This is a genomic window from Gluconacetobacter entanii, assembly GCF_003206495.1.
GTDB lineage: Bacteria > Pseudomonadota > Alphaproteobacteria > Acetobacterales > Acetobacteraceae > Novacetimonas > Novacetimonas entanii.
Map to the genome: position 1 here is coordinate 35589 of NZ_NKUF01000010.1, position 17134 is coordinate 52722.

Annotated in this window: 28 protein-coding genes; 27 read left to right on the top strand and 1 reads right to left on the bottom strand. The window is 61.2% G+C overall.

Annotation, left to right across the window (positions count from 1 at the left end; translation table 11 throughout):
- The first annotated feature begins 62 nt into the window (after positions 1-62).
- Genes CFR72_RS17130 through CFR72_RS17140 form a run of 3 tightly spaced genes read left to right on the top strand, consistent with a single transcriptional unit; the run spans position 63 to position 1167 of the window.
- Entirely contained in the window at positions 63-479 is a 417-nt protein-coding gene (locus CFR72_RS17130) for a hypothetical protein (protein ID WP_146220662.1), read from the top strand.
- Positions 479-715, top strand: coding sequence for a hypothetical protein (locus CFR72_RS17135; protein ID WP_146220663.1), 237 nt, complete (start codon positions 479-481; stop codon positions 713-715). Before CFR72_RS17130 ends, CFR72_RS17135 begins: the two co-directional genes overlap by 1 nt.
- On the top strand, positions 715-1167 hold the full coding sequence (locus CFR72_RS17140; protein WP_146220664.1) for a hypothetical protein: 453 nt from the start codon (positions 715-717) through the stop codon (positions 1165-1167). Before CFR72_RS17135 ends, CFR72_RS17140 begins: the two co-directional genes overlap by 1 nt.
- A 7-nt stretch (positions 1168-1174) precedes the next feature.
- On the opposite strand, the gene CFR72_RS17500 is transcribed toward CFR72_RS17140, so the two are convergent.
- On the bottom strand, positions 1175-1351 hold the full coding sequence (locus CFR72_RS17500) for a hypothetical protein (protein ID WP_167400313.1): 177 nt from the start codon (positions 1349-1351) through the stop codon (positions 1175-1177).
- A gap of 493 nt (positions 1352-1844) precedes the next feature.
- Here CFR72_RS17500 and CFR72_RS06485 point away from each other — a divergent pair, with 493 nt between their 5' ends.
- The 24 genes from CFR72_RS06485 to CFR72_RS06595 all read left to right on the top strand — a co-directional run bounded on the left by CFR72_RS06485 (position 1845) and on the right by CFR72_RS06595 (position 17109).
- The gene (locus tag CFR72_RS06485; protein WP_110913184.1) at positions 1845-2054 is read left to right on the top strand and encodes a transcriptional regulator; all 210 of its coding nucleotides are present in this window, start codon (positions 1845-1847) and stop codon (positions 2052-2054) included.
- Between the two features lie 92 nt (positions 2055-2146).
- The gene (locus CFR72_RS06490; protein ID WP_244182193.1) at positions 2147-2473 is read left to right on the top strand and encodes a hypothetical protein; all 327 of its coding nucleotides are present in this window, start codon (positions 2147-2149) and stop codon (positions 2471-2473) included.
- Positions 2470-2724 carry a hypothetical protein gene (locus CFR72_RS06495; protein WP_146220665.1) on the top strand — a complete coding sequence of 85 codons (255 nt, stop codon included), beginning with the start codon at positions 2470-2472 and terminating at the stop codon, positions 2722-2724. Before CFR72_RS06490 ends, CFR72_RS06495 begins: the two co-directional genes overlap by 4 nt.
- A complete protein-coding gene (locus tag CFR72_RS17505; RefSeq protein WP_167400316.1) occupies positions 2721-2885 on the top strand; it encodes a hypothetical protein in 165 nt (54 codons plus the stop codon). The genes CFR72_RS06495 and CFR72_RS17505 overlap by 4 nt, the downstream gene beginning before the upstream one ends.
- Before the next feature lie 50 nt (positions 2886-2935).
- Positions 2936-3838: a hypothetical protein gene (locus CFR72_RS18000; protein ID WP_244182194.1), complete on the top strand. Its 903-nt coding sequence runs from the start codon at positions 2936-2938 to the stop codon at positions 3836-3838.
- A complete protein-coding gene (locus tag CFR72_RS06505; RefSeq protein WP_110913187.1) occupies positions 3835-4545 on the top strand; it encodes a hypothetical protein in 711 nt (236 codons plus the stop codon). Before CFR72_RS18000 ends, CFR72_RS06505 begins: the two co-directional genes overlap by 4 nt.
- A gap of 151 nt (positions 4546-4696) precedes the next feature.
- Entirely contained in the window at positions 4697-4999 is a 303-nt protein-coding gene (locus CFR72_RS06510) for a hypothetical protein (protein WP_208629977.1), read from the top strand.
- On the top strand, positions 4996-5223 hold the full coding sequence (locus CFR72_RS06515; RefSeq protein ID WP_110913188.1) for a hypothetical protein: 228 nt from the start codon (positions 4996-4998) through the stop codon (positions 5221-5223). Before CFR72_RS06510 ends, CFR72_RS06515 begins: the two co-directional genes overlap by 4 nt.
- Before the next feature lie 328 nt (positions 5224-5551).
- Positions 5552-6121, top strand: a complete 570-nt coding sequence (locus CFR72_RS06525; RefSeq protein WP_110913190.1) for a TRM11 family methyltransferase — start codon at positions 5552-5554, stop codon at positions 6119-6121.
- Entirely contained in the window at positions 6118-6639 is a 522-nt protein-coding gene (locus tag CFR72_RS06530; protein WP_110913191.1) for a hypothetical protein, read from the top strand. The genes CFR72_RS06525 and CFR72_RS06530 overlap by 4 nt, the downstream gene beginning before the upstream one ends.
- Before the next feature lie 269 nt (positions 6640-6908).
- Positions 6909-7457: a terminase small subunit gene (locus tag CFR72_RS06535; protein WP_110913192.1), complete on the top strand. Its 549-nt coding sequence runs from the start codon at positions 6909-6911 to the stop codon at positions 7455-7457.
- On the top strand, positions 7444-8751 hold the full coding sequence (locus tag CFR72_RS06540; RefSeq protein WP_208629978.1) for a phage terminase large subunit family protein: 1308 nt from the start codon (positions 7444-7446) through the stop codon (positions 8749-8751). Before CFR72_RS06535 ends, CFR72_RS06540 begins: the two co-directional genes overlap by 14 nt.
- 15 nt (positions 8752-8766) lie before the next feature.
- Positions 8767-10284: a phage portal protein gene (locus CFR72_RS06545; RefSeq protein ID WP_110913194.1), complete on the top strand. Its 1518-nt coding sequence runs from the start codon at positions 8767-8769 to the stop codon at positions 10282-10284.
- A 45-nt stretch (positions 10285-10329) separates the two neighbouring features.
- The gene (locus CFR72_RS06550; protein ID WP_110913195.1) at positions 10330-10950 is read left to right on the top strand and encodes a phage scaffolding protein; all 621 of its coding nucleotides are present in this window, start codon (positions 10330-10332) and stop codon (positions 10948-10950) included.
- 81 nt (positions 10951-11031) lie between these two features.
- Positions 11032-12420 (top strand): DUF4043 domain-containing protein, encoded by a 1389-nt coding sequence (locus tag CFR72_RS06555; RefSeq protein WP_110913196.1) that lies wholly within the window; start codon positions 11032-11034, stop codon positions 12418-12420.
- On the top strand, positions 12420-12638 hold the full coding sequence (locus CFR72_RS06560) for a hypothetical protein (RefSeq protein ID WP_110913197.1): 219 nt from the start codon (positions 12420-12422) through the stop codon (positions 12636-12638). The genes CFR72_RS06555 and CFR72_RS06560 overlap by 1 nt, the downstream gene beginning before the upstream one ends.
- Positions 12608-13018: a hypothetical protein gene (locus CFR72_RS06565; RefSeq protein WP_110913198.1), complete on the top strand. Its 411-nt coding sequence runs from the start codon at positions 12608-12610 to the stop codon at positions 13016-13018. The genes CFR72_RS06560 and CFR72_RS06565 overlap by 31 nt, the downstream gene beginning before the upstream one ends.
- A gap of 8 nt (positions 13019-13026) precedes the next feature.
- Positions 13027-13437 (top strand): hypothetical protein, encoded by a 411-nt coding sequence (locus CFR72_RS06570; protein WP_110913199.1) that lies wholly within the window; start codon positions 13027-13029, stop codon positions 13435-13437.
- A complete protein-coding gene (locus tag CFR72_RS06575) occupies positions 13409-13618 on the top strand; it encodes a hypothetical protein (protein ID WP_110913200.1) in 210 nt (69 codons plus the stop codon). The genes CFR72_RS06570 and CFR72_RS06575 overlap by 29 nt, the downstream gene beginning before the upstream one ends.
- Entirely contained in the window at positions 13619-13813 is a 195-nt protein-coding gene (locus tag CFR72_RS17145) for a hypothetical protein (RefSeq protein ID WP_146220666.1), read from the top strand.
- Positions 13813-14490, top strand: coding sequence for a hypothetical protein (locus tag CFR72_RS06580; protein ID WP_110913201.1), 678 nt, complete (start codon positions 13813-13815; stop codon positions 14488-14490). The genes CFR72_RS17145 and CFR72_RS06580 overlap by 1 nt, the downstream gene beginning before the upstream one ends.
- 1 nt (position 14491) lies before the next feature.
- Complete coding sequence (locus CFR72_RS06585) at positions 14492-15373, top strand: hypothetical protein (RefSeq protein WP_110913202.1); 882 nt, start codon at positions 14492-14494, stop codon at positions 15371-15373.
- A gap of 20 nt (positions 15374-15393) precedes the next feature.
- A complete protein-coding gene (locus tag CFR72_RS06590; protein WP_110913203.1) occupies positions 15394-15612 on the top strand; it encodes a hypothetical protein in 219 nt (72 codons plus the stop codon).
- A 3-nt stretch (positions 15613-15615) separates the two neighbouring features.
- Positions 15616-17109, top strand: a complete 1494-nt coding sequence (locus CFR72_RS06595) for a phage tail sheath protein (RefSeq protein ID WP_110913204.1) — start codon at positions 15616-15618, stop codon at positions 17107-17109.
- Positions 17110-17134 lie beyond the last annotated feature (25 nt).

Sequence of the window (17134 nt, forward strand, 5' to 3'; positions counted from 1 at the left end):
AGCAGCAAGCCCGGCGGAAATCCAGAGCCGCGCGTTCGTCGGGCGTTGCAGGAGGCGCGGGCATGAGTGCTTTTCTTGATATCTCCGGAAAAACATTCGGCGCCTGGCATGTAATTGGGCGAACAGAGCGCGCATACCGTGAAAACGGCGATACACTCTGGGAGTGCATATGCCAGAAATGTGGCGCTGCTGCTTCGTGCGGGTCATATGACCTGCGCAAGGGTAAAACCCGGCAGTGCAATACCTGCCGAATTGCTGAAACGGCAGCGCGCAGACACGGGAAACCGTTCGGTATTAACTCCGTACGGAAACGCCAAAATCCTGAAACTGAACATGACCGATTGATGCGGTCCATTCGCAATGCCTTGGCTAAGGGGAAAACCCTTACTCCCGATAATTCTGTGCGTCTGCATGGGTTTGCGGAGATCCGGGCATATGATCGCGCTATCGGTCGCGTTATTGGGCATGAGAGGCACTGATGAAACTCATAAACCTCAAGGATGCCATGTGTGGTCTCGGTCTTTCTCGTAACCGGAATACGGCACGTCGCCTGATTTCTACCGGAGCTGTATCGGTGGATGGATACGTTCCAGACCATGCGATTTTCATTGGCCTGGGTGTCCAGATCACGGTCAAGCGCATTGGATCTGGTGTCGTGTCGCGGGCGATTTTGGATGGCGCGCCCATCGCTGGTGTGGCAGGAGGCATGTACTGATGTCCAGTGGGGGATACAAGCCGAAGTGGACGCCAGAGGAAGATGCCGTTCTGATTGCCAACTATCGACTGCCTGAAACGGAATTGCGGAATCTTTTTCCGAGCCGTCAAAGCAGCGGCATCAGACACAGGATCTCTGCTCTGCGAAAAGTGGGGACGATACCTGCGGGCACCAAGAGAAATAATGCAATAAACTGGGATGAGCAGTTGCCGGTTGTCATCCGCATGCACCGTGCTGGGCACACCTTCCGCGCGATCGCTGCAATTGTCGGATGCTCGGCTGATGCGATCAGCAATAAAATGCGCATGCGTGCGATATGCGACGATAATCCCAAACCGACACGCATCCGGCGATCCTGCCTTCGCTGCACTAAGTCTTTTACCGCTCAGGGCCGCTTTAACCGGCTGTGTGACGACTGCGGAGCGCAGGCGCGCTCGTGTGCATTCGCCTGACAATGCCCTACCGCCCCGCCAGCTCCGCAGCCACGATTGCCGCGAGGAATTGCCGTTCCTCGGTGGTGGCGCCTGGGTTCAGGATGGCCCAGGTGCGGGCCAGCGTGCGTAGGGTGCGGCTGATGGTGGGTTCCTTCATCCCGATGAACCGCACCTTGTCGTCATATGCGTGGGGTTCCTCCAATGCTGTTTCCTCCAGTTCCGTTCATCGCTGTTCGGAAGATGGAGCAGCAATTGTCCGTAAAGAGAGAAAAGTTTTCCGTGAGAGCAGAAAGGGTGGAAATGAACACGCCTGAAGCAATCGCGAGCAACATTCAGGCGAAACTTCATGCGATCGCCGGAACATTCGGCGCCCGCGTTGGCCTGAAAGAAGTTTTCAGCCGCCTGTCACTGCATACCGGCGCATGTGTTCCTGGCTGTCCAGAAAACCTACCGCAAACACATGGTGCGTGCAGAACAGCAGGCCGAGCATCAGGCCGCTATTTACCGCGCCCTCAGTCAAGAATGGGACACCCAATGGGGCGATATATCCTCCTGCGACGCGCTACCATCGCCCGATGGCGCGCCAGCCGCGCACTCCGACGCGCAATCTCCCTGCGTCGATGGGCCGAATACCTGAGCGAGAGGGCTGATCGGCTTGAGCGCCGGGCCGATGAATTGAAGAGGGAGGCTGGGGAGTGAGCGAACAACTCGACCGTATTGATGCCTTCCGTATCCTTCGGGAGAAAATCAAGGAATACGGTAATCAGCGTATTTTTGCGCAGGAAGTAGGGATCACGCCTCAATACCTCAGTGACATGCTGTGTGGGCGCAAACCCTTGTCCGATGCAATTTTGAAATTCATTGGACTACGCCGGAAAGAGTATTTTTTGAGGACTGGGGAATGAACACGATCACCTTCACCCTCCCCAAACCTTTCCCGCTGCTCAATCATAGCATTGGGCAGAGCCGGTTTGCGCTGACAGGGATGCGTAGGAAGATGGCGCGGGCTGTCGCGTGCGCCGCGCTCCACCTACGCCACCCAGAGCCATTCCAGAAAGCGCGTGTCGTGATCGAGCGGTATTCGGCGGGAACGCCTGACAAGGATGGCCTGTATGGCGGTGCGAAGTTCCTGGTCGATGCCATGACCACGCCGCGCCTGCTGAACGTCCGTACGCCGGGCGCACGGCAGCGTGTGAAGAACAAGCGAGGGCTGGGCTTCGTCGTGGATGACGGGCCAGCGCACATGCAGCTTGAGGTGCGCGCCGTGAAGTGTCGGCTGTGTGAGCAGCGGACAGTTGTTACGATTACTGAGGTGGTGGCATGAGTTATATTTCTGTCGCTGATTTCTGCTTTAGGCATGACGTAAGTGTCGCGGCGATGTGCCACCACATTGTCAGTAAGCAATATGCGGTAGTGCATCATGCGGACATGACGCTCCGGGAGTTCAGGCGCACATTTTTCTGCCTGCCCGGATCTGAGCAATATGCCCGCTTTCCTGAAAAAATCTACGATTTATGCCTGACCCAAGCGGGCTGCGAGCGGCTTCGTAGTGATATTGCGATGGATCTTTCATGACCGATTTACCAGAGCCCCTCACGCCAGAAGATTGCGACACGCGCAACATCCCAATGCCAGTCGAACTGCTTCGCGCGCTGGCGGCAGATGCGGGGATAGATCCTGACTGGGCCATTCAGTTCGCGATTGAAAATGGCATGGCTATAGGAGGGCTGAACTGATGGCCCGGATCAGAAGTGTGCATCCAACTCTATGGACGGATGAAAGTTTCGTGTCTGTTTCGCCGTTGGCGCGACTGTTTTTGATCGGCCTCTGGAATGAGGCAGATGACAACGGTATTTTTCAATGGAAGCCGCTTACGCTCAAAATGCGGCTTCTTCCCGCCGATGGCGTCGATGCAACTTCCCTTCTGGAAGAATTGGAAGGGACGGGAGCGATTATGCGCTATGAGGCTGACGGAAAAGCATTTGGAGCCGTCAAGAATTTCCGTAAATTCCAGCGTCCTGAGCGCCCCAAACCTGTGCATGCTATCACGCCAGAAGTCGAGAAATTCGTTGCTCTGGATGCGAAGTCGCACACATGCAGCAAGAAAAACCCCGGCTCTGTCGGTGATAAGACTGTGAGGAGACACAAACCTATCGGCGAACGGGTGGCATCCGAGCAACAGTCATTCGATGCTCAAACACCGAATGAACACCGACAAAACATCGAAACACATGGGCCGATGGAAAGGTGTAAGGATATATCTTCACTACGTTCAGATATTACCCTCACTTCGTTCGGGACACCGGCTGCGCCGTCGTCGCCTGACGAAGATACTCCAGCGCCAACGCCGGTTGCCCCCGAAGCGAAACCACCCACGCCCCCCGACCAGCGATCGGTGCTGTTCGGCATCGGGTCGCAGATCGTGTGTTCGATGACGGGAAAGCCCCCACGGGCCACGAAGTCGCTGATCGGGAAGTGGCTGCGGGATGTGCGCGACGACTGCGCGGTGCTCAACGGGATCATCCAGGAGTCGGCTGATACGCGGCCCGCTGACCCGATTGCGTGGATCACCGCGGCTGTGAAGGCGCGTGGCAGCGGACGAACTGCGGACCGGACACGAAGATGGGCGCTGGATGGCGTGGACCTCGATGCGTCGGCTGAGGAAGGCTGGAAGGAAATGGGCCTGTGAACGAGATTTCAGATATCCGCGCCACGCAGAACCCGGAACTGGCGCACGCCATCTCCGCGTGGCTCAACCGCCTGTCGTGCCTGGTGCGCAGGAACGGCGAGGACGGAACCGACGAACAGATCGCGCTCTACGCCGAAATGCTGATCCGCAGCTTTCCGAAGCCAGCGTTTTCGACCGATGCGATGCACTACGTCGCGGACAACTGCGAGTGGTGGCCGCCGTTTGCCACGATGCGCAAGCTTCTGTCCGAGCACTGGGAGGCAGCCAAGCTGCGGCGCATGGACGGGCGGGCGCGCCAGATCGCAGGGCCATCGCACGGCGATCGGCAGGAACTGACCGGCATGGACCGGGAATGGCGTCGCTACTACGACCGGAGCTCCATGACCAACTGGATCGGGGAAGGCGAGCACAGCGTCGATCCCCGCGATGCGCAAAGCCGCAAAGCGCGGACGTTGCAGCTCATCCGCGAACAGTCCCCGCTGGCGTTCGAGGATATCACCGGGCGGAAAGCGCGGCCGGACGTGGACAATGCGGCGTGGGCCGATCCCGCCGTTGTTCGCCGGTCGGTGCGTGAGGTGCAGGCCAGTCCGATGGCGGCGTCGTTCGCTGGGATGCTATCGGCGGCTGTCACGCGCTTCGCCACCCAGAACCTGCCTATCGTCGAGGAGTTTTTCCCGAAATCAGGCACGTCAGAGGTGCGGAAATGAGTACCAATCAACTCGCGATGGAGGCGGACATGAATGTTGGCTTCGACGCGCCGTCCGCGATCTGCGGCGGAATGGTAGCCACAACATGCCGCTCAGGCCGTCGAGGTTTGCGCAGGAGGGCGACGTAACGTGTTGGACGAGGATTTTGACCGTGATGGGCGGTAAGGTCGCTGTGCGGGCGAATATGACGCGGACACCGCATCCGGGGAAGACGAAAGCGCAGCGTCCGGTGCTGGACGAGATTGGGTGCGGGAACAATTCTCCATCCGCTTCATCCGCGACGATCAAGGCTTTGCTGGAAAGTGGATTGATCAGGCCATGTGGGGAAAGGTTGGTTGGTGTAGGCGCATTCCGTGTGCGTATCCCGGAGTTCGAAATGACCATTCCCGCGCACATGCAATGGTGTCAGCACCAGGCGGAGCAGTTCGACGGTGAAGTGGGGGAATTGCCATGACCTACCGCGCCCAACGTCCCCACGACTGCGAGGGGCACGCACCGTTCGCGCGGCGATCCGTGGCCGTCAGGCAGGCCCGCAAGATGCGCGCGCAAGACATCCGCGTGGACGTGTTCGGGTGTTCGTTTTGCGGGCACTGGCACGTCGGTGGCGTGGCGTTTAGAAAGAAGGAAGGCCGGCCAGAACCGCGCGCCGTGCAGATTGGATTCGGAGGGTTGGGGTGATGAACGAATGGCAGGCCATCGCGTCGATTGGTGAGAACGTTTCTGGCGCAATCGGCGCTATCGGGGTCGCGTGGGCCATCGCTTGGTTTCTGGTGAAAATGCAATGATCCGCTTCCTGAAACGCCGCGTGTGGCCGTGGTCGGAAATTGAGAGGCTTAAGCGGGATCGGGATGCTTGGCGCAAGCAGGCGAGGTTTTATGAGCGAGCCATCGATGCATTACTGTAAATTGACTGACGCCCTCGTAATAGCCGCCATCTGGACCCTGTTCATTCTCGTGCTTGCGCCAGTCTCCGCCGTCGCTTGGGGCGTTGTCTGGTGGTATGGGGAATGAGGGCGTCAGGATATGAACGCAATGCGGCAGACTGGTATGTCGAACCCGCGTGGGCAGTTGATGCGCTGCTCTCTGTCGAGCGGCGCTTCATTGGGGGCGTGATGGACCCGTGCTGTGGTGGGGGAAACGTCCCTAGGCAGTTGGCAAGTCTCGGATGCAAGACCTTTGCGGCTGATGTGGTTGATCGTGGCACATGGCCGGTGGAGGTGGTTGATGATTTTCGGGTCACGATCCCCATGATCGGACCTGACAGCATCGTCAGCAATCCCCCCTACGGCGATGCGCGGGAGTTTATTGACTGCGCGCTTGCTCACACATCGGATCGCGTCTGCGTGCTGTTACGTCTGGCGTTTCTGGAGGGCATAGCGCGGCGCGATTGGTTCGCTACAGTACCGCTGGCGCGCGTGTGGGTTTCGTCTCGTCGCATGTCGATGCCGCCGGGCGATTCAGATATTCCCGCCAAGGGTGGCGCTATTGCCTACGCATGGTTTGTGTTTGAGCACGGATGGAAAGGTGCGCCTGTGATTGGTTTTCTGCCGGATGTGAAGGCGAAGGACGAAGAATGACCCAGACCATCACCAAAGAGGTCCAGCGCACCCTCGACACCGTCGTCACGCCAGAACGCCAGCGCCGGTCGGAGTGGGTGACAAAGGGGGGCGTGCCGCGTGTGCGCACGACCGTGCAGGCGTTGCTCAACGCTGGCGATATCGACCAGGGCGCGGCTGATGCGGCAGAGCGGTGGTATCGGGATTTCGTATTCGGTCACTACGGCTACGTCGAGTTCGCGCCTGACCACGAGAACGACACCTGCACTCGGCACGACAGTGTGTCGTGGCAGGTCGTCCGTGCAAAAGCTGTGGGACGTATCGCCGACGTGCGGGATGCGCTCGGTATGTGCGCACATCATCGCCTGCGCCTCATGCTGGTCGAGGAAAAATCGTTCTCCGCGATGGGGCCTGCGCTCTACCCACGCCTGTCTCCAAGCGTATCTCGTGGCCGCGTATCCGCTCAGTGCGCCCTGATACTGGAGCAGTTGGCGGATTTTTATGAGAAAGTGCGCACGCGGCGGAAAGAAATTACTTGAATGTTGCAGGCAGATATGCCACGGATATAACCACGATAGAACAACTGTGTCAGCCGCCATTCCAGGAGGTTTTTTCGTATGCGGCCATCACTGGTCCATGGTTCGGGCGGCTGATCATCTTCCGGCTGTGGCACGCAGTCGATAACCCCGCTCTCCCTAACCGATCGGTGCCTGTGGACGCGATGTCCGGCCGGCGTGGGTAAATCCTGTCAGCCCGCAAGACGAAGGGGATAAGACGGGGAGTGCTTTTGAAATGACAAAGGCCCGATATGGCGCACCTGACGCCAAAGCAGCGCCGGTTCGTGGAAGAATACCTGTCGAACGGTGAAAATGTTGTTGCGGCCTACCGTGCTGCCTACAGCGCAAATGCCAATGAAAAAACAGCATGGACCAATGGTTCCCGGACTTTAAAAAACACGCGAGTTGTACAGATTATCGAGCGGGCTCGGAAACGTGCCGCCGTGCGAATGGACAAGGTTGTGGAACGATACGCCATCACAAAAGAAAACGTGCTGCGTGAAATGGCGCGCATCGGGTTTTCGTATGTGACAGAGGTTGTTTCCGTCAATGGCAAAGGCGTTGCAGTTCGACGGACGGCCTATCTATCCGAGTATACGCGCCGCGCCATTTCCGAGATATCCGAAACGGTGGGTGAGGGCGGGAAAACCATAAAGGTCAAACTGCACAGCAAGATTCAGGCGCTTGGGCATCTGGCGCGGCACCTTGGCTTGGATAGGCCGGAACCGCAGGACGATGACGCTCTTGACCAGATGGCAAACGACCCGGATCCGGACCAGATAGATCGTGGCGAGGCTTAGGAAGGCCGAACGTCCCAAGCTGACACGTCCGCAGTGGAATATTTACCAGCACGGTTGGCGGCCTGAATGTCGTTTTCGGGTTGCGGTATGCGGCCGCCGGTTTGGCAAGACGTTCGAGGCGCAGGAAGAAATGCGCCGCGCTGTCCGTATGGCGGTCAAGCACGACATCGGCACGGAAAACGAAATCTGGTATGGGGCTCCGACGTTCAAGCAGGCCAAGCGCGTCATGTGGAACCGTCTCAAAAAGGCGTTTCCTGAAAATTGGCTGGCCAAGAAGCCGAATGAGTCTGAATGCAACCTGACCATGAAAAGCGGGCATATCGTCCGCATCGTTGGGCTGGACAATTACGATAACCTGCGCGGCTCTGGCCTGTGGTTTTTCCTTGGTGATGAATGGGCCGACACCAAGCCTGAAGCATGGCGCGAAACCATCCGCCCGATGCTGTCAACGGCTGGCGGCCATGGCCTGTTCATCGGAACGCCAAAAGGCTTCAACCATTTCCGCGACGCTTATCTGCGCGGGCAGCCGGGGCCGCAACATGAGGACGGTTGGTGGTCGTGCCTGTACACGTCACTTGCTGGGGGTAATATCCCGGCGTCCGAAATCGAGGCCGCACGCCGTGACATGGACATCCGGCAGTTCCGGCAGGAATACGATGCCTCGTTTGAGACTTACGCGGGCCGGGTGATTTATGCGTTCAGCCGGGCAGATAATGTCAGGCCGTGTCCATTTATCATTGGGCGTCCGTTGCTGGTGGGAATGGACTTCAACATCAACCCGATGTCCGCCACGGTATGGCAACGCGAAGATGACGGCACGCTTGGCCAGGTCGATGAAATCATCCTGCCGACGTCGAATACGGACGAAATGGCCGATGAGATAACGCGGCGATACCGACGCGGCGATCAGGTTTCACACATCACGATCTATCCCGATCCGGCCGGCGCACAGCGCAAGACATCGGCGCAGGGGAGGACGGATATCAGCATCCTGCGCGCGAAAGGCTTCAACGTCATCGCATCCGCTTCACATCCGCTCGTTCGCGACCGGATCAACGTCACCAATTCGATGTTCTGTTCAGCGGACGGACATCGGTCTGCGTTCGTGGATCCAAAGTGCGCGAAGTCGATAGAGGCATACGAGCGCCAGACCTATCGCGAAGGCACCGGCGAACCTGACAAGCACAGCGGATATGACCACATCGTTGATGCTACCGGATACCTGATGTTCAGCGTCAAGTGCCCACCGCAGCGTGCACGCCTGACACCAACACGTTTCAATCTGGGCCGATAGCGGCCACGGGGCCGCATGGACTGGAAGCAACTCAAGGACACCTATCCCAAGGATCAGGATCTGCCAGTGCGCGCAAACCGCCTGACGGCGCTGATGCGGGTGCGCGACTGCACGCAATACGACGACATCGAAAACCCGTTCAGCAGCGAATATAACGGGGCAGGGGAATACATCCCGCTGGACCAGCGCAGGCCATCCGTCCGTACCAACCTGTGTGCAACCGTGGTGGACGAAAGCGCCTCGCTGGTGTTCGGTGAAATGCACTGGCCGTCGCTGATCGCTGATGAGCAGTCAGTGGGTGAAGTCATGGCCGCGCTGGACCGGGAATGCGCCCTGCCGGCCGTGATGATCGAGGCGGTCATTGCCGGATCGGTCGGATCATCCGCCCTGCTGGTCGAGGTGGTGGACCGCGTTCCATGCGTGTCCATGCACGACACCCGATACCTGACCCCGGAATGGGACGCCACGAACGCCCTGGTGCGCGTGACCGAATGCTACAAGGTCAAGGGGGCTGATCTGTCCGCGCAGGGATGGAAAATCCCGGCAGATGATGCGCAGACTGTGTTCTGGTGGCGGCGCGAATGGGGAACGCAGGAATGCCGGGTCTACGTCCCGACCCGCGTGGCTGATGGCCTGCCGGAACGCGTGGACACCAGGCGCACGACGCAACATGGCCTCGGGTTCGTGCCGTGGGTCTGGATGGCGAACATGGCGCAGCCGGGCACCGTGGATGGTCCGTGCACGTTCGAGCGCGCGATCGATACGGTGATCGAGTGCGATTACCTGCTGTCGCAGTCCGGTCGCGGCCTGAAATACAGCGCCGATCCGAAGCTGGTGATCAAGGCCAGTGCAGGCGATCCGGCGGGTGCTGACGGCGACGGCGGCACGACGGGCGGTTCGGCATCCGCGCTGACATTGCCCCTCGATGGCGATGCGAAACTGCTGGAGATCAATGGCGATGCTTCGGGCGCGATGCTGAACCAGTATCGTGAGCTGCGCGCCATCGTGCTGGAGCAGATCCACGGCAACCGGGCGCATGCGGACAAGATCAGCGCCGCGCAGTCCGGGCGTGCCATGGAAATGATGTGCCAGTCGCTGGTGTGGCTAGCCGATCGCCTGCGCCTGTCATACGGCGAATATGGGCTGCTGGCGCTGTATCGCATGATCTGCCGGTTTTCGCATGCGCTGAAAGGCGGCATCAGGATCGGCGGACAGGATCATGTGGCGCTGGATGATGCGGGGCTTGCCCTGCAATGGCCGCCCTACTTTCCCAGCACGGACCCCGAACTGCTGCAGCTTGCGCAGGGCCTCGCAACGGCTGTGGCGTCCGGGTTCATGAGCAACGAGACCGCCTGCAGCATCTATGCCGCCAAGGTCGGCACCGCCAGCCCGCAGGACGAATGGAACCGGGTTCTGGACGAACTGTCCGATCCGGTCCTGATCGCCAAACGGCAGGCGGCTGCCAGCGCCGCCAAGACCGACCGCAAGGCTGCCGGATCAGGGAGCACAGAGACACGTCAGGTCACGGCCTGACGCTTCCCGACTGATGCCGGATCAATCACAAAACCAGAGGGTCAGATGACCGAACCGACGAATACGCCCATCGATCCCAACATGGTGCGCGAACTGGAAAAGGCGCGCGCCGACCTCGTGACGCTGCGCGGCGAACTGAAATCCGCCCGCGCCGAACGCGATACCATCCGTGGTGAGCGCGACGAGGCGATCAAGTCGCGCGACGGCCTCAAGGCGCAGTTCGACAGGCAGAAGGCCGACGGCGAAAAGGCTCTGGCCGATGCGAACGCCGCCGTGGAGCAGGCCAAGGCCGATGCCGAAGCCGCAACGAAGGGCGCGCAGGAGCAGGCCAGCAAGGCCGTCATCCGCGCCGAAGCCAAGGCCGCCGCCGTCCGTCTTGGCGCAGTCAATCCCGAGGACGTGGTCAAGTTGATCGACCTCGGCACCGTCAAGATGGGCGAGGACGGGCAGATCGAGGGCCTTGATGCGGTGATGGCCTCGGCGAAGGAAAGCCGGGGCTACCTGTTCGCTGAACCGCCCAAGCCCGGAACCGAGACCGGCACGACCAGGACAACGCCCGCGCCCAAGCCGGGCGATCCGGCCCAGTTCGATGCGACCAAGGCCGACGCCAAGGATGTCGCCGCCAACGCCCGTGCGCTCGGCCTGCGCTGGCCCGCAACCGTCTGACCATCCCATCGCCCGCTGATGTGGGCCTCACCGCCTGGCTGATGCCGGGCCGCCATCCGGCATCACAAGGACAATACAATCATGGCCATTGCCAATTTCCCCGCCTCGCTGCAGCCCATCATTCAGCAGGGCTACCTGTCGCGCGCGTTCCAGGACGCGCTTGAATCCCGCCTTGGTTTCCGCTCGATCGCGGATCGCATGGACTTCCCGGCCCGCATCGGTCAGACAATCACCGATACCCGTGCCGGCCTGCTGCCGCCCGCGACCACGCCGCTGAACCCCAGCAGCAACACCAACTTCGACAACGGCATGTCGCCGGTCGAATGGTCGGTGGAACAGTACACGCTGACCATCGACCAGTATGGCAACACGATGGACCTGAACCAGGTCACCGAAGGGGTCGGCATCGCCAACCAGTTTCTCGCCAATGCGGCGCGCCTGGGCATCAACGCGCGTCAGACCCTCGACCGTCTGGCCCGCAATGCACTGTTCGGTGGCGCGGAAAACGGCGTCGGTGGCTACCTCGGCGGCAATACCCGCGTGACAACCACGCTGGGCGCCGCTGGCACTACGATTACGGTGGACGATATCCGTGGGTTCCAGAATGTCATTTCGTCCGAGGGGCAGGTCATTCCCGTAAGCACCACGTCGGGCATGACGGTTACGGTCGGTGCCAATGCCTATACGCTGACCGGAGTGGCCGCGGACGCGACGAATACCTCCACCGCTCCGCAGGGCATTTCCGGCACGCTGACGTTCAGCGGCAATGTGGCGGTGGCTGATGGTACCGAAGGTATGGCCGTGGTCGCGGCGACCGCTCCGCTGGTCCTGCGGCCCAATGGCCGCGCGACCACGCTGGCGCTTCTGGCGAATGGCATGAAGGATGCCAATGGAAACGTGGTGACGGGCGACTACCTGACCATTCAGGCGATGCTTGCCGCCCTGTCTGCCCTGCGCGACAACAATGTGCCGACGCTCGAAGGTGGTGTATACCACTGCTATCTCGACAATGCGCAGTTGCTCGGCCTGTTCCGTGACCCGGATTTCAAGCTGCTGTATCGCGGTCAGTATGGGTCGGACACCTACCAGACCGGGCAGATTTTCGACCTGCTGGGTATCCGCTTCATTCCCACGACCGAAGCGCCGCAGCAGGCCAGCCTTGGCGCCGGGGCGATCCATCGCGCGGTCATCTGCGGGCAGGGCGCGCTGATCGAGGGTGACTACGAGAACATGGGCAACCACTACACGGCGGATCTGAACGGCGGCGAACTGACCGACGTGGACGGCGTGTGCATGGTGACGCGTCCTGCACTCGACCGTCTGGGGCAGATCATCGCACAGTCCTGGTCGTGGATCGGCGGCTTTGCGCTGCCGACCGACATCACGGCCGACACCACGATCATCCCGACCGCGACCAACAGCTACCTCAAGCGCGGCGTGGTGATCGAAAGCCTTGGCGCCAGCGCGTAATGGCGCGGCCCCGCAAGGTGCAGGGGGAGGGCAGCAATGCCACCCACGTCCGCCTGATGCGTGCCCACGGGTATATCGAGACCCGTTTCAATCGGGGTCGATATCACTGGGCTGCCGGTGAGGTCATCACCAATCCCGACGAAATCGCCCACCTGCGCGAGCGTGGGGCGGAACTAGAGCCGGTGGAATGTCAGGAACCGTCACACCCCCATCCGTAGCCGATACACCACTGACCGACGACGAGCTGGTGCAGTGCCGCCGGTATATGGGCTACCCCGCGATGGGCGGCATCAACAGCGGACAGCAGTCGTGGCGCTTCTTTCGGGTCTATGGCTTCAACGAATGGCGCATGCGCAACCTTGCGCCAGATGAATGCGTGCAGGCCCGCAATTTCCTGACGCAGTGCCAGACGCTGGAGACGGCCATCATGGGCGCATCCGACAATCTGGACACCGATCAGGCCGCGGTGTGGCACCACAACCGCTTCGAAGTTCAGGACCGTTTCGGCCTCTACAACCGGTGGCGTCGCCAGTTGTGCGCATTCCTTGGCGTGCCGCCCGGACCCGGACTGCGCCCGCAGAACCGCATTGTAATCTAGGAGGCAGCATGTTCGCTGTTGACAGCAATATCCCGCGTCCGACGCGACTATGGGCGCAGGTGAAGGCCGGTGTCATCGTCGCCATCAAATCCGCCTTCGCGCGCCAGCCGCAGCCCTTCGGACCGGATGCCGGGCGCGTGGTTGAGGTAACCGGCACCTATGCACAGGTCGGATATCTGGTTGATCGCATGGGAAACGTCACCCCGCGCGAAAATCGCAAGGGTCCGATCCCCGATGGTCAGCCCGCCTATCTGGAAGGGCCGCCGGTTCCCGCGCCGATGTCCGGTCCGCTGGGCGTGGCGCTCACGTCGGCTGCGATCCAGCCGAGCACGGACCCCGACCATCCCGACAACTGGCCGCAGAACCGTCCCACGAAACAGGAGGCTGCCGATGGCGACGCTGACCACCCGCAGGCGTAAGGCCCTGCCGAAATCCGCGTTCGGGCTGCCTGGTTCCCGGCGCTATCCGATGCCTGATCGCACGCACGCGATAGCCGCCAAGGCCCGCGCCACGCAGCAGGTGAAGGCGGGCACCCTGTCCAAATCCTCGCAGGCGAAGATCAACGCCAAGGCGAACAGCATCATACGCCGGAGAAAATAGATGGCACGCCCCGCAAAGCGCATGACCATGGCGCAGTATCTGCGCTCCAATACCGACCGCAAGGAAGACGGCCAGAACGCCGCACTGGTCGGCATGACCACGGCGGCGTTCAAGAAGACCGCCCAGGCCAAGGCGATTGACCGGCAGATGGTCTCGCTGCTCAACCGCACCTCGACCAGGGGGCGGCGTCACTGATGTATCAGGCCCTTGTCCAGCAGAAGGTGGCGAGTGGCTATGCCAAGGCCGCCCTGCGGCTGGGGGCCACGACCACGCAATACCGCCCGGCCTCGCTGGCTGCGCCGATGACTACGGCTTACGCGACGCTTCTGGCAGCGTTCAACAACGACCGGAAGTTCGGGTTCGATGGCCCGGCCCTGTGGGACAAGCCCGCCGTGTTCGGCCTGTTCGATACCACGGACGTGCAGTCGGGCGACCTGCTGACCTGCGCGGGTGAGAACTACTTCGTGGCGCGCCTTGAGCCATTCCGGCCGCCACTGTGCATGCTGTGCAACCGCACAATCAGCATCGCGGGACAGCCGGGGCAGGGCAGCACTGATGGCGATGATTCAGTCTGCACGGACGTAGGCGCATCGGACGACTACGGCACGGCAGGCGATACCAGCGCACAGACCACGCTGGCTTCGGGCTGGCCTGCCTTTATCCAGATCAAGAGAAAAGGCAGCCCGACCGGCGACGGTATTCCTGGTTCGATCAAGGCGGAGGAATACGAAATGTTCCTGCCCCTGATGCCCAATTTCATCCCGGCTGTGCAGATGGCCGTCACGACCGATCTTGGCACTACCTACACCCTGACAGCGGTTGAGCCGAGCCAGTATGGCAACAGGTGCCTGATGGGCGCAAGGCAGCTTTGATATGGCCGATATCGTCTCGATTTCCCGCGCTATTGTGTCGCAGATGGAGGTGATCGCGTACCCGAGCGGGAAAGCCAATCCGTCGGTCACGGGGCGTCCCACCAAGATATTCCGGGGATGGATCACGCAGGCCGACTATACCGGCGCAGATTGCGCGCTGGGGAATGGCGTTGACTTCATCACCGTTATGGACCTGAAGGGCGGCTGGCGGCGTATTGACGAACCGCTGGGCAGACCGTGGCGGCAGGAGGTCACGATCCCGGCTACCGTGTCGATCACGACCGAGGGCAACACGGCTACAGTTACGCTACAGGCCAATGCAACCCCGTCGGGCATTGTCGGCCTGCGCATCCGGTCAAACGGCACAACCATTCCAGACCGGTCTGTAGCGGCCTATGCCGTGCAGGCCACGGATACGGCCACCACGATTGCTGCCGCACTGGCTGCGCAGATCCCCGGCGCCACGTCGAGCGGGGCCACGATCGCAGTGCCAGGTGCTACCGATCTGTCAGGCGCTGCAGGTGGATATGCTCCGGCCGTCCGTGTCGCGCGACGGCAGCAACAGCTATTCCAGGTCACGGTCTGGTCAGCATCGACCAAGGCCCGCGATGCGCTTGGAACGGCGATCGACAATGGCATGGCCTTCATCGACTGGCTAACCGACGCCAACGGCTCGACATTCCAGATCGAGAGCCGAGGCAACTGGAACAATGACGCCGCGCAGAACAGCGGGATTTTCATGCGACCGTTCCGGTTCATTGCCACCTACGACACCGACCTGCGCGAGAACATGGCGCAGATGCTGTTTGGCACCGAGGTGTTCAGCCTGCCGGGCGACCGGACCATAACCACAGGAGACGGGCCGCTTCTGGCCACTTCCTGACCCTTCCGCAAGGAACAGAAATGACGACCAGTCCCCAGACTGCGGCATCCCCTGCCGCGGCAACCCCCACGGCTGCCCAGACCACGACCAAACCGGACGCTGCCTATGTCGTGATGATGCCGGGATACGGATACCCGCTCGGCACGCAGATCACCAACGCTGCGACCATCGCCAAGCTGAAAGCCAATGGCACCCTTGGCCGGTTCACCGTGCGCGTGGCGCTCAAGCAGGAGAAATAATCCATGCCGCAGATTTATCAGGCGGGCGACCTGAGCACGAACAGCCTGATTGTGCCGAACCTGTATGTGCAGATCCAGAAGCCGACCACGCTGGCGCTCAACGGCGTTTCCAGTGGGCGCGTCGGTCTGGTCGGCACGGCTGCATGGTGGCCGGTCAACACGCCCGTGATTGTCGGGTCCATGGGCGACCAGCTTGCAGCGTTCGGCCCTAAGCAGGCGCTTGCCACCGACATCGGCACGGCGGTGAATATCGCCATCCTGAACGGGGCATCCGATTTCCGCTGTGTGCGCGTGAGCGATGGCACGGACGCCGCCGCCACCGGCACGCTGGCTGGCGCCACACTGACCGCGAAATATACGGGAAGCGCGGGCAACGCCATCACGGCCACGCTGACCCAGAACAGCATCGTCACGACCCTATACACGCTGACCACAAGCCACGCCACGCTGGGCAGCCGGTCCTATACCGGCGCGACGTGGACGGCCATTGCCGCCGCAATCGCGGCTGACACGTCCGCACTGGTCGTGGCGACGGTTCCGACAACCGTTCCCGATCTGGCGGCAGGCAGTGCAACCCTGTCCGGCGGTGCAGACGGCGGCACCCCCACCACGGCACAGTTCATCGGCACGGACGGCGCAACCCGCACCGGCATGTATGCCCTGCGCGGGCAGGGCTGTGCGCTTGGCGTCCTGCACGGCCTGAGCGACAACACGGCATGGACCACGCAGGCGACGTTTGGCCTTGGTGAAGGGCTGTATATGATCGCGTGCGGCCCATCTGGCGACACGATCAGTAATGCAGTCAGCATGAAGGACGCCGCCGGTCTGGACAGCTATGGCGTCAAACTGATGTTCGGCGACTGGCTGTGGTGGGATGATGACACCAACGGCGATATGCTGGTGCCCCCGCAGGCGTTCGTTGCGGGCCTGTTCGGCGGCCTGTCTCCCGAACAGTCCAGCCTGAACAAACAGCTTTCCGGCGTGATCGGCAGCCAGAAGGCCGGGCTGGTGTCCAGCGGCACGACGCAGACCTATTCCGACGCGGAACTGGGCGCGCTGTTCGAGGCCGGGATCGATGTGATCTGCAACCCGGCACCGGGCGGCAGCTACTGGGCCGTGCGTGGAGGCATCAATACGTCATCGAATGATGCCATTGACGATGACAGCTACACGCGCCTGACAAACTACATCGCCGAAACCATCAATTCTGGCATGGGGTCGTTTGCGGGCGACGTCATCAACGACACGCTGTTCGGTGATATCCGCGCCGTGCTGCTGGGCACGCTGTCCAACATTGTCAGCAGCGGCATCCTCGGCGGCACGGCTGATTATGCCGTGGTCTGCGACACGTCCAACAACCCGCAGAGCCGCACCGAGCTGGGGTATGTCCGCGCCGATGTTCAGGTGCGCTACCAGGGCATCAACCGCTTCTTCGTGGTCAACTTGCAGGGCGGTTCCAGTGTAGTGGTCAGCACGACGACCACTGCGGCATCATGACCCGTTTTTCAGGCCCGCAAGCTCC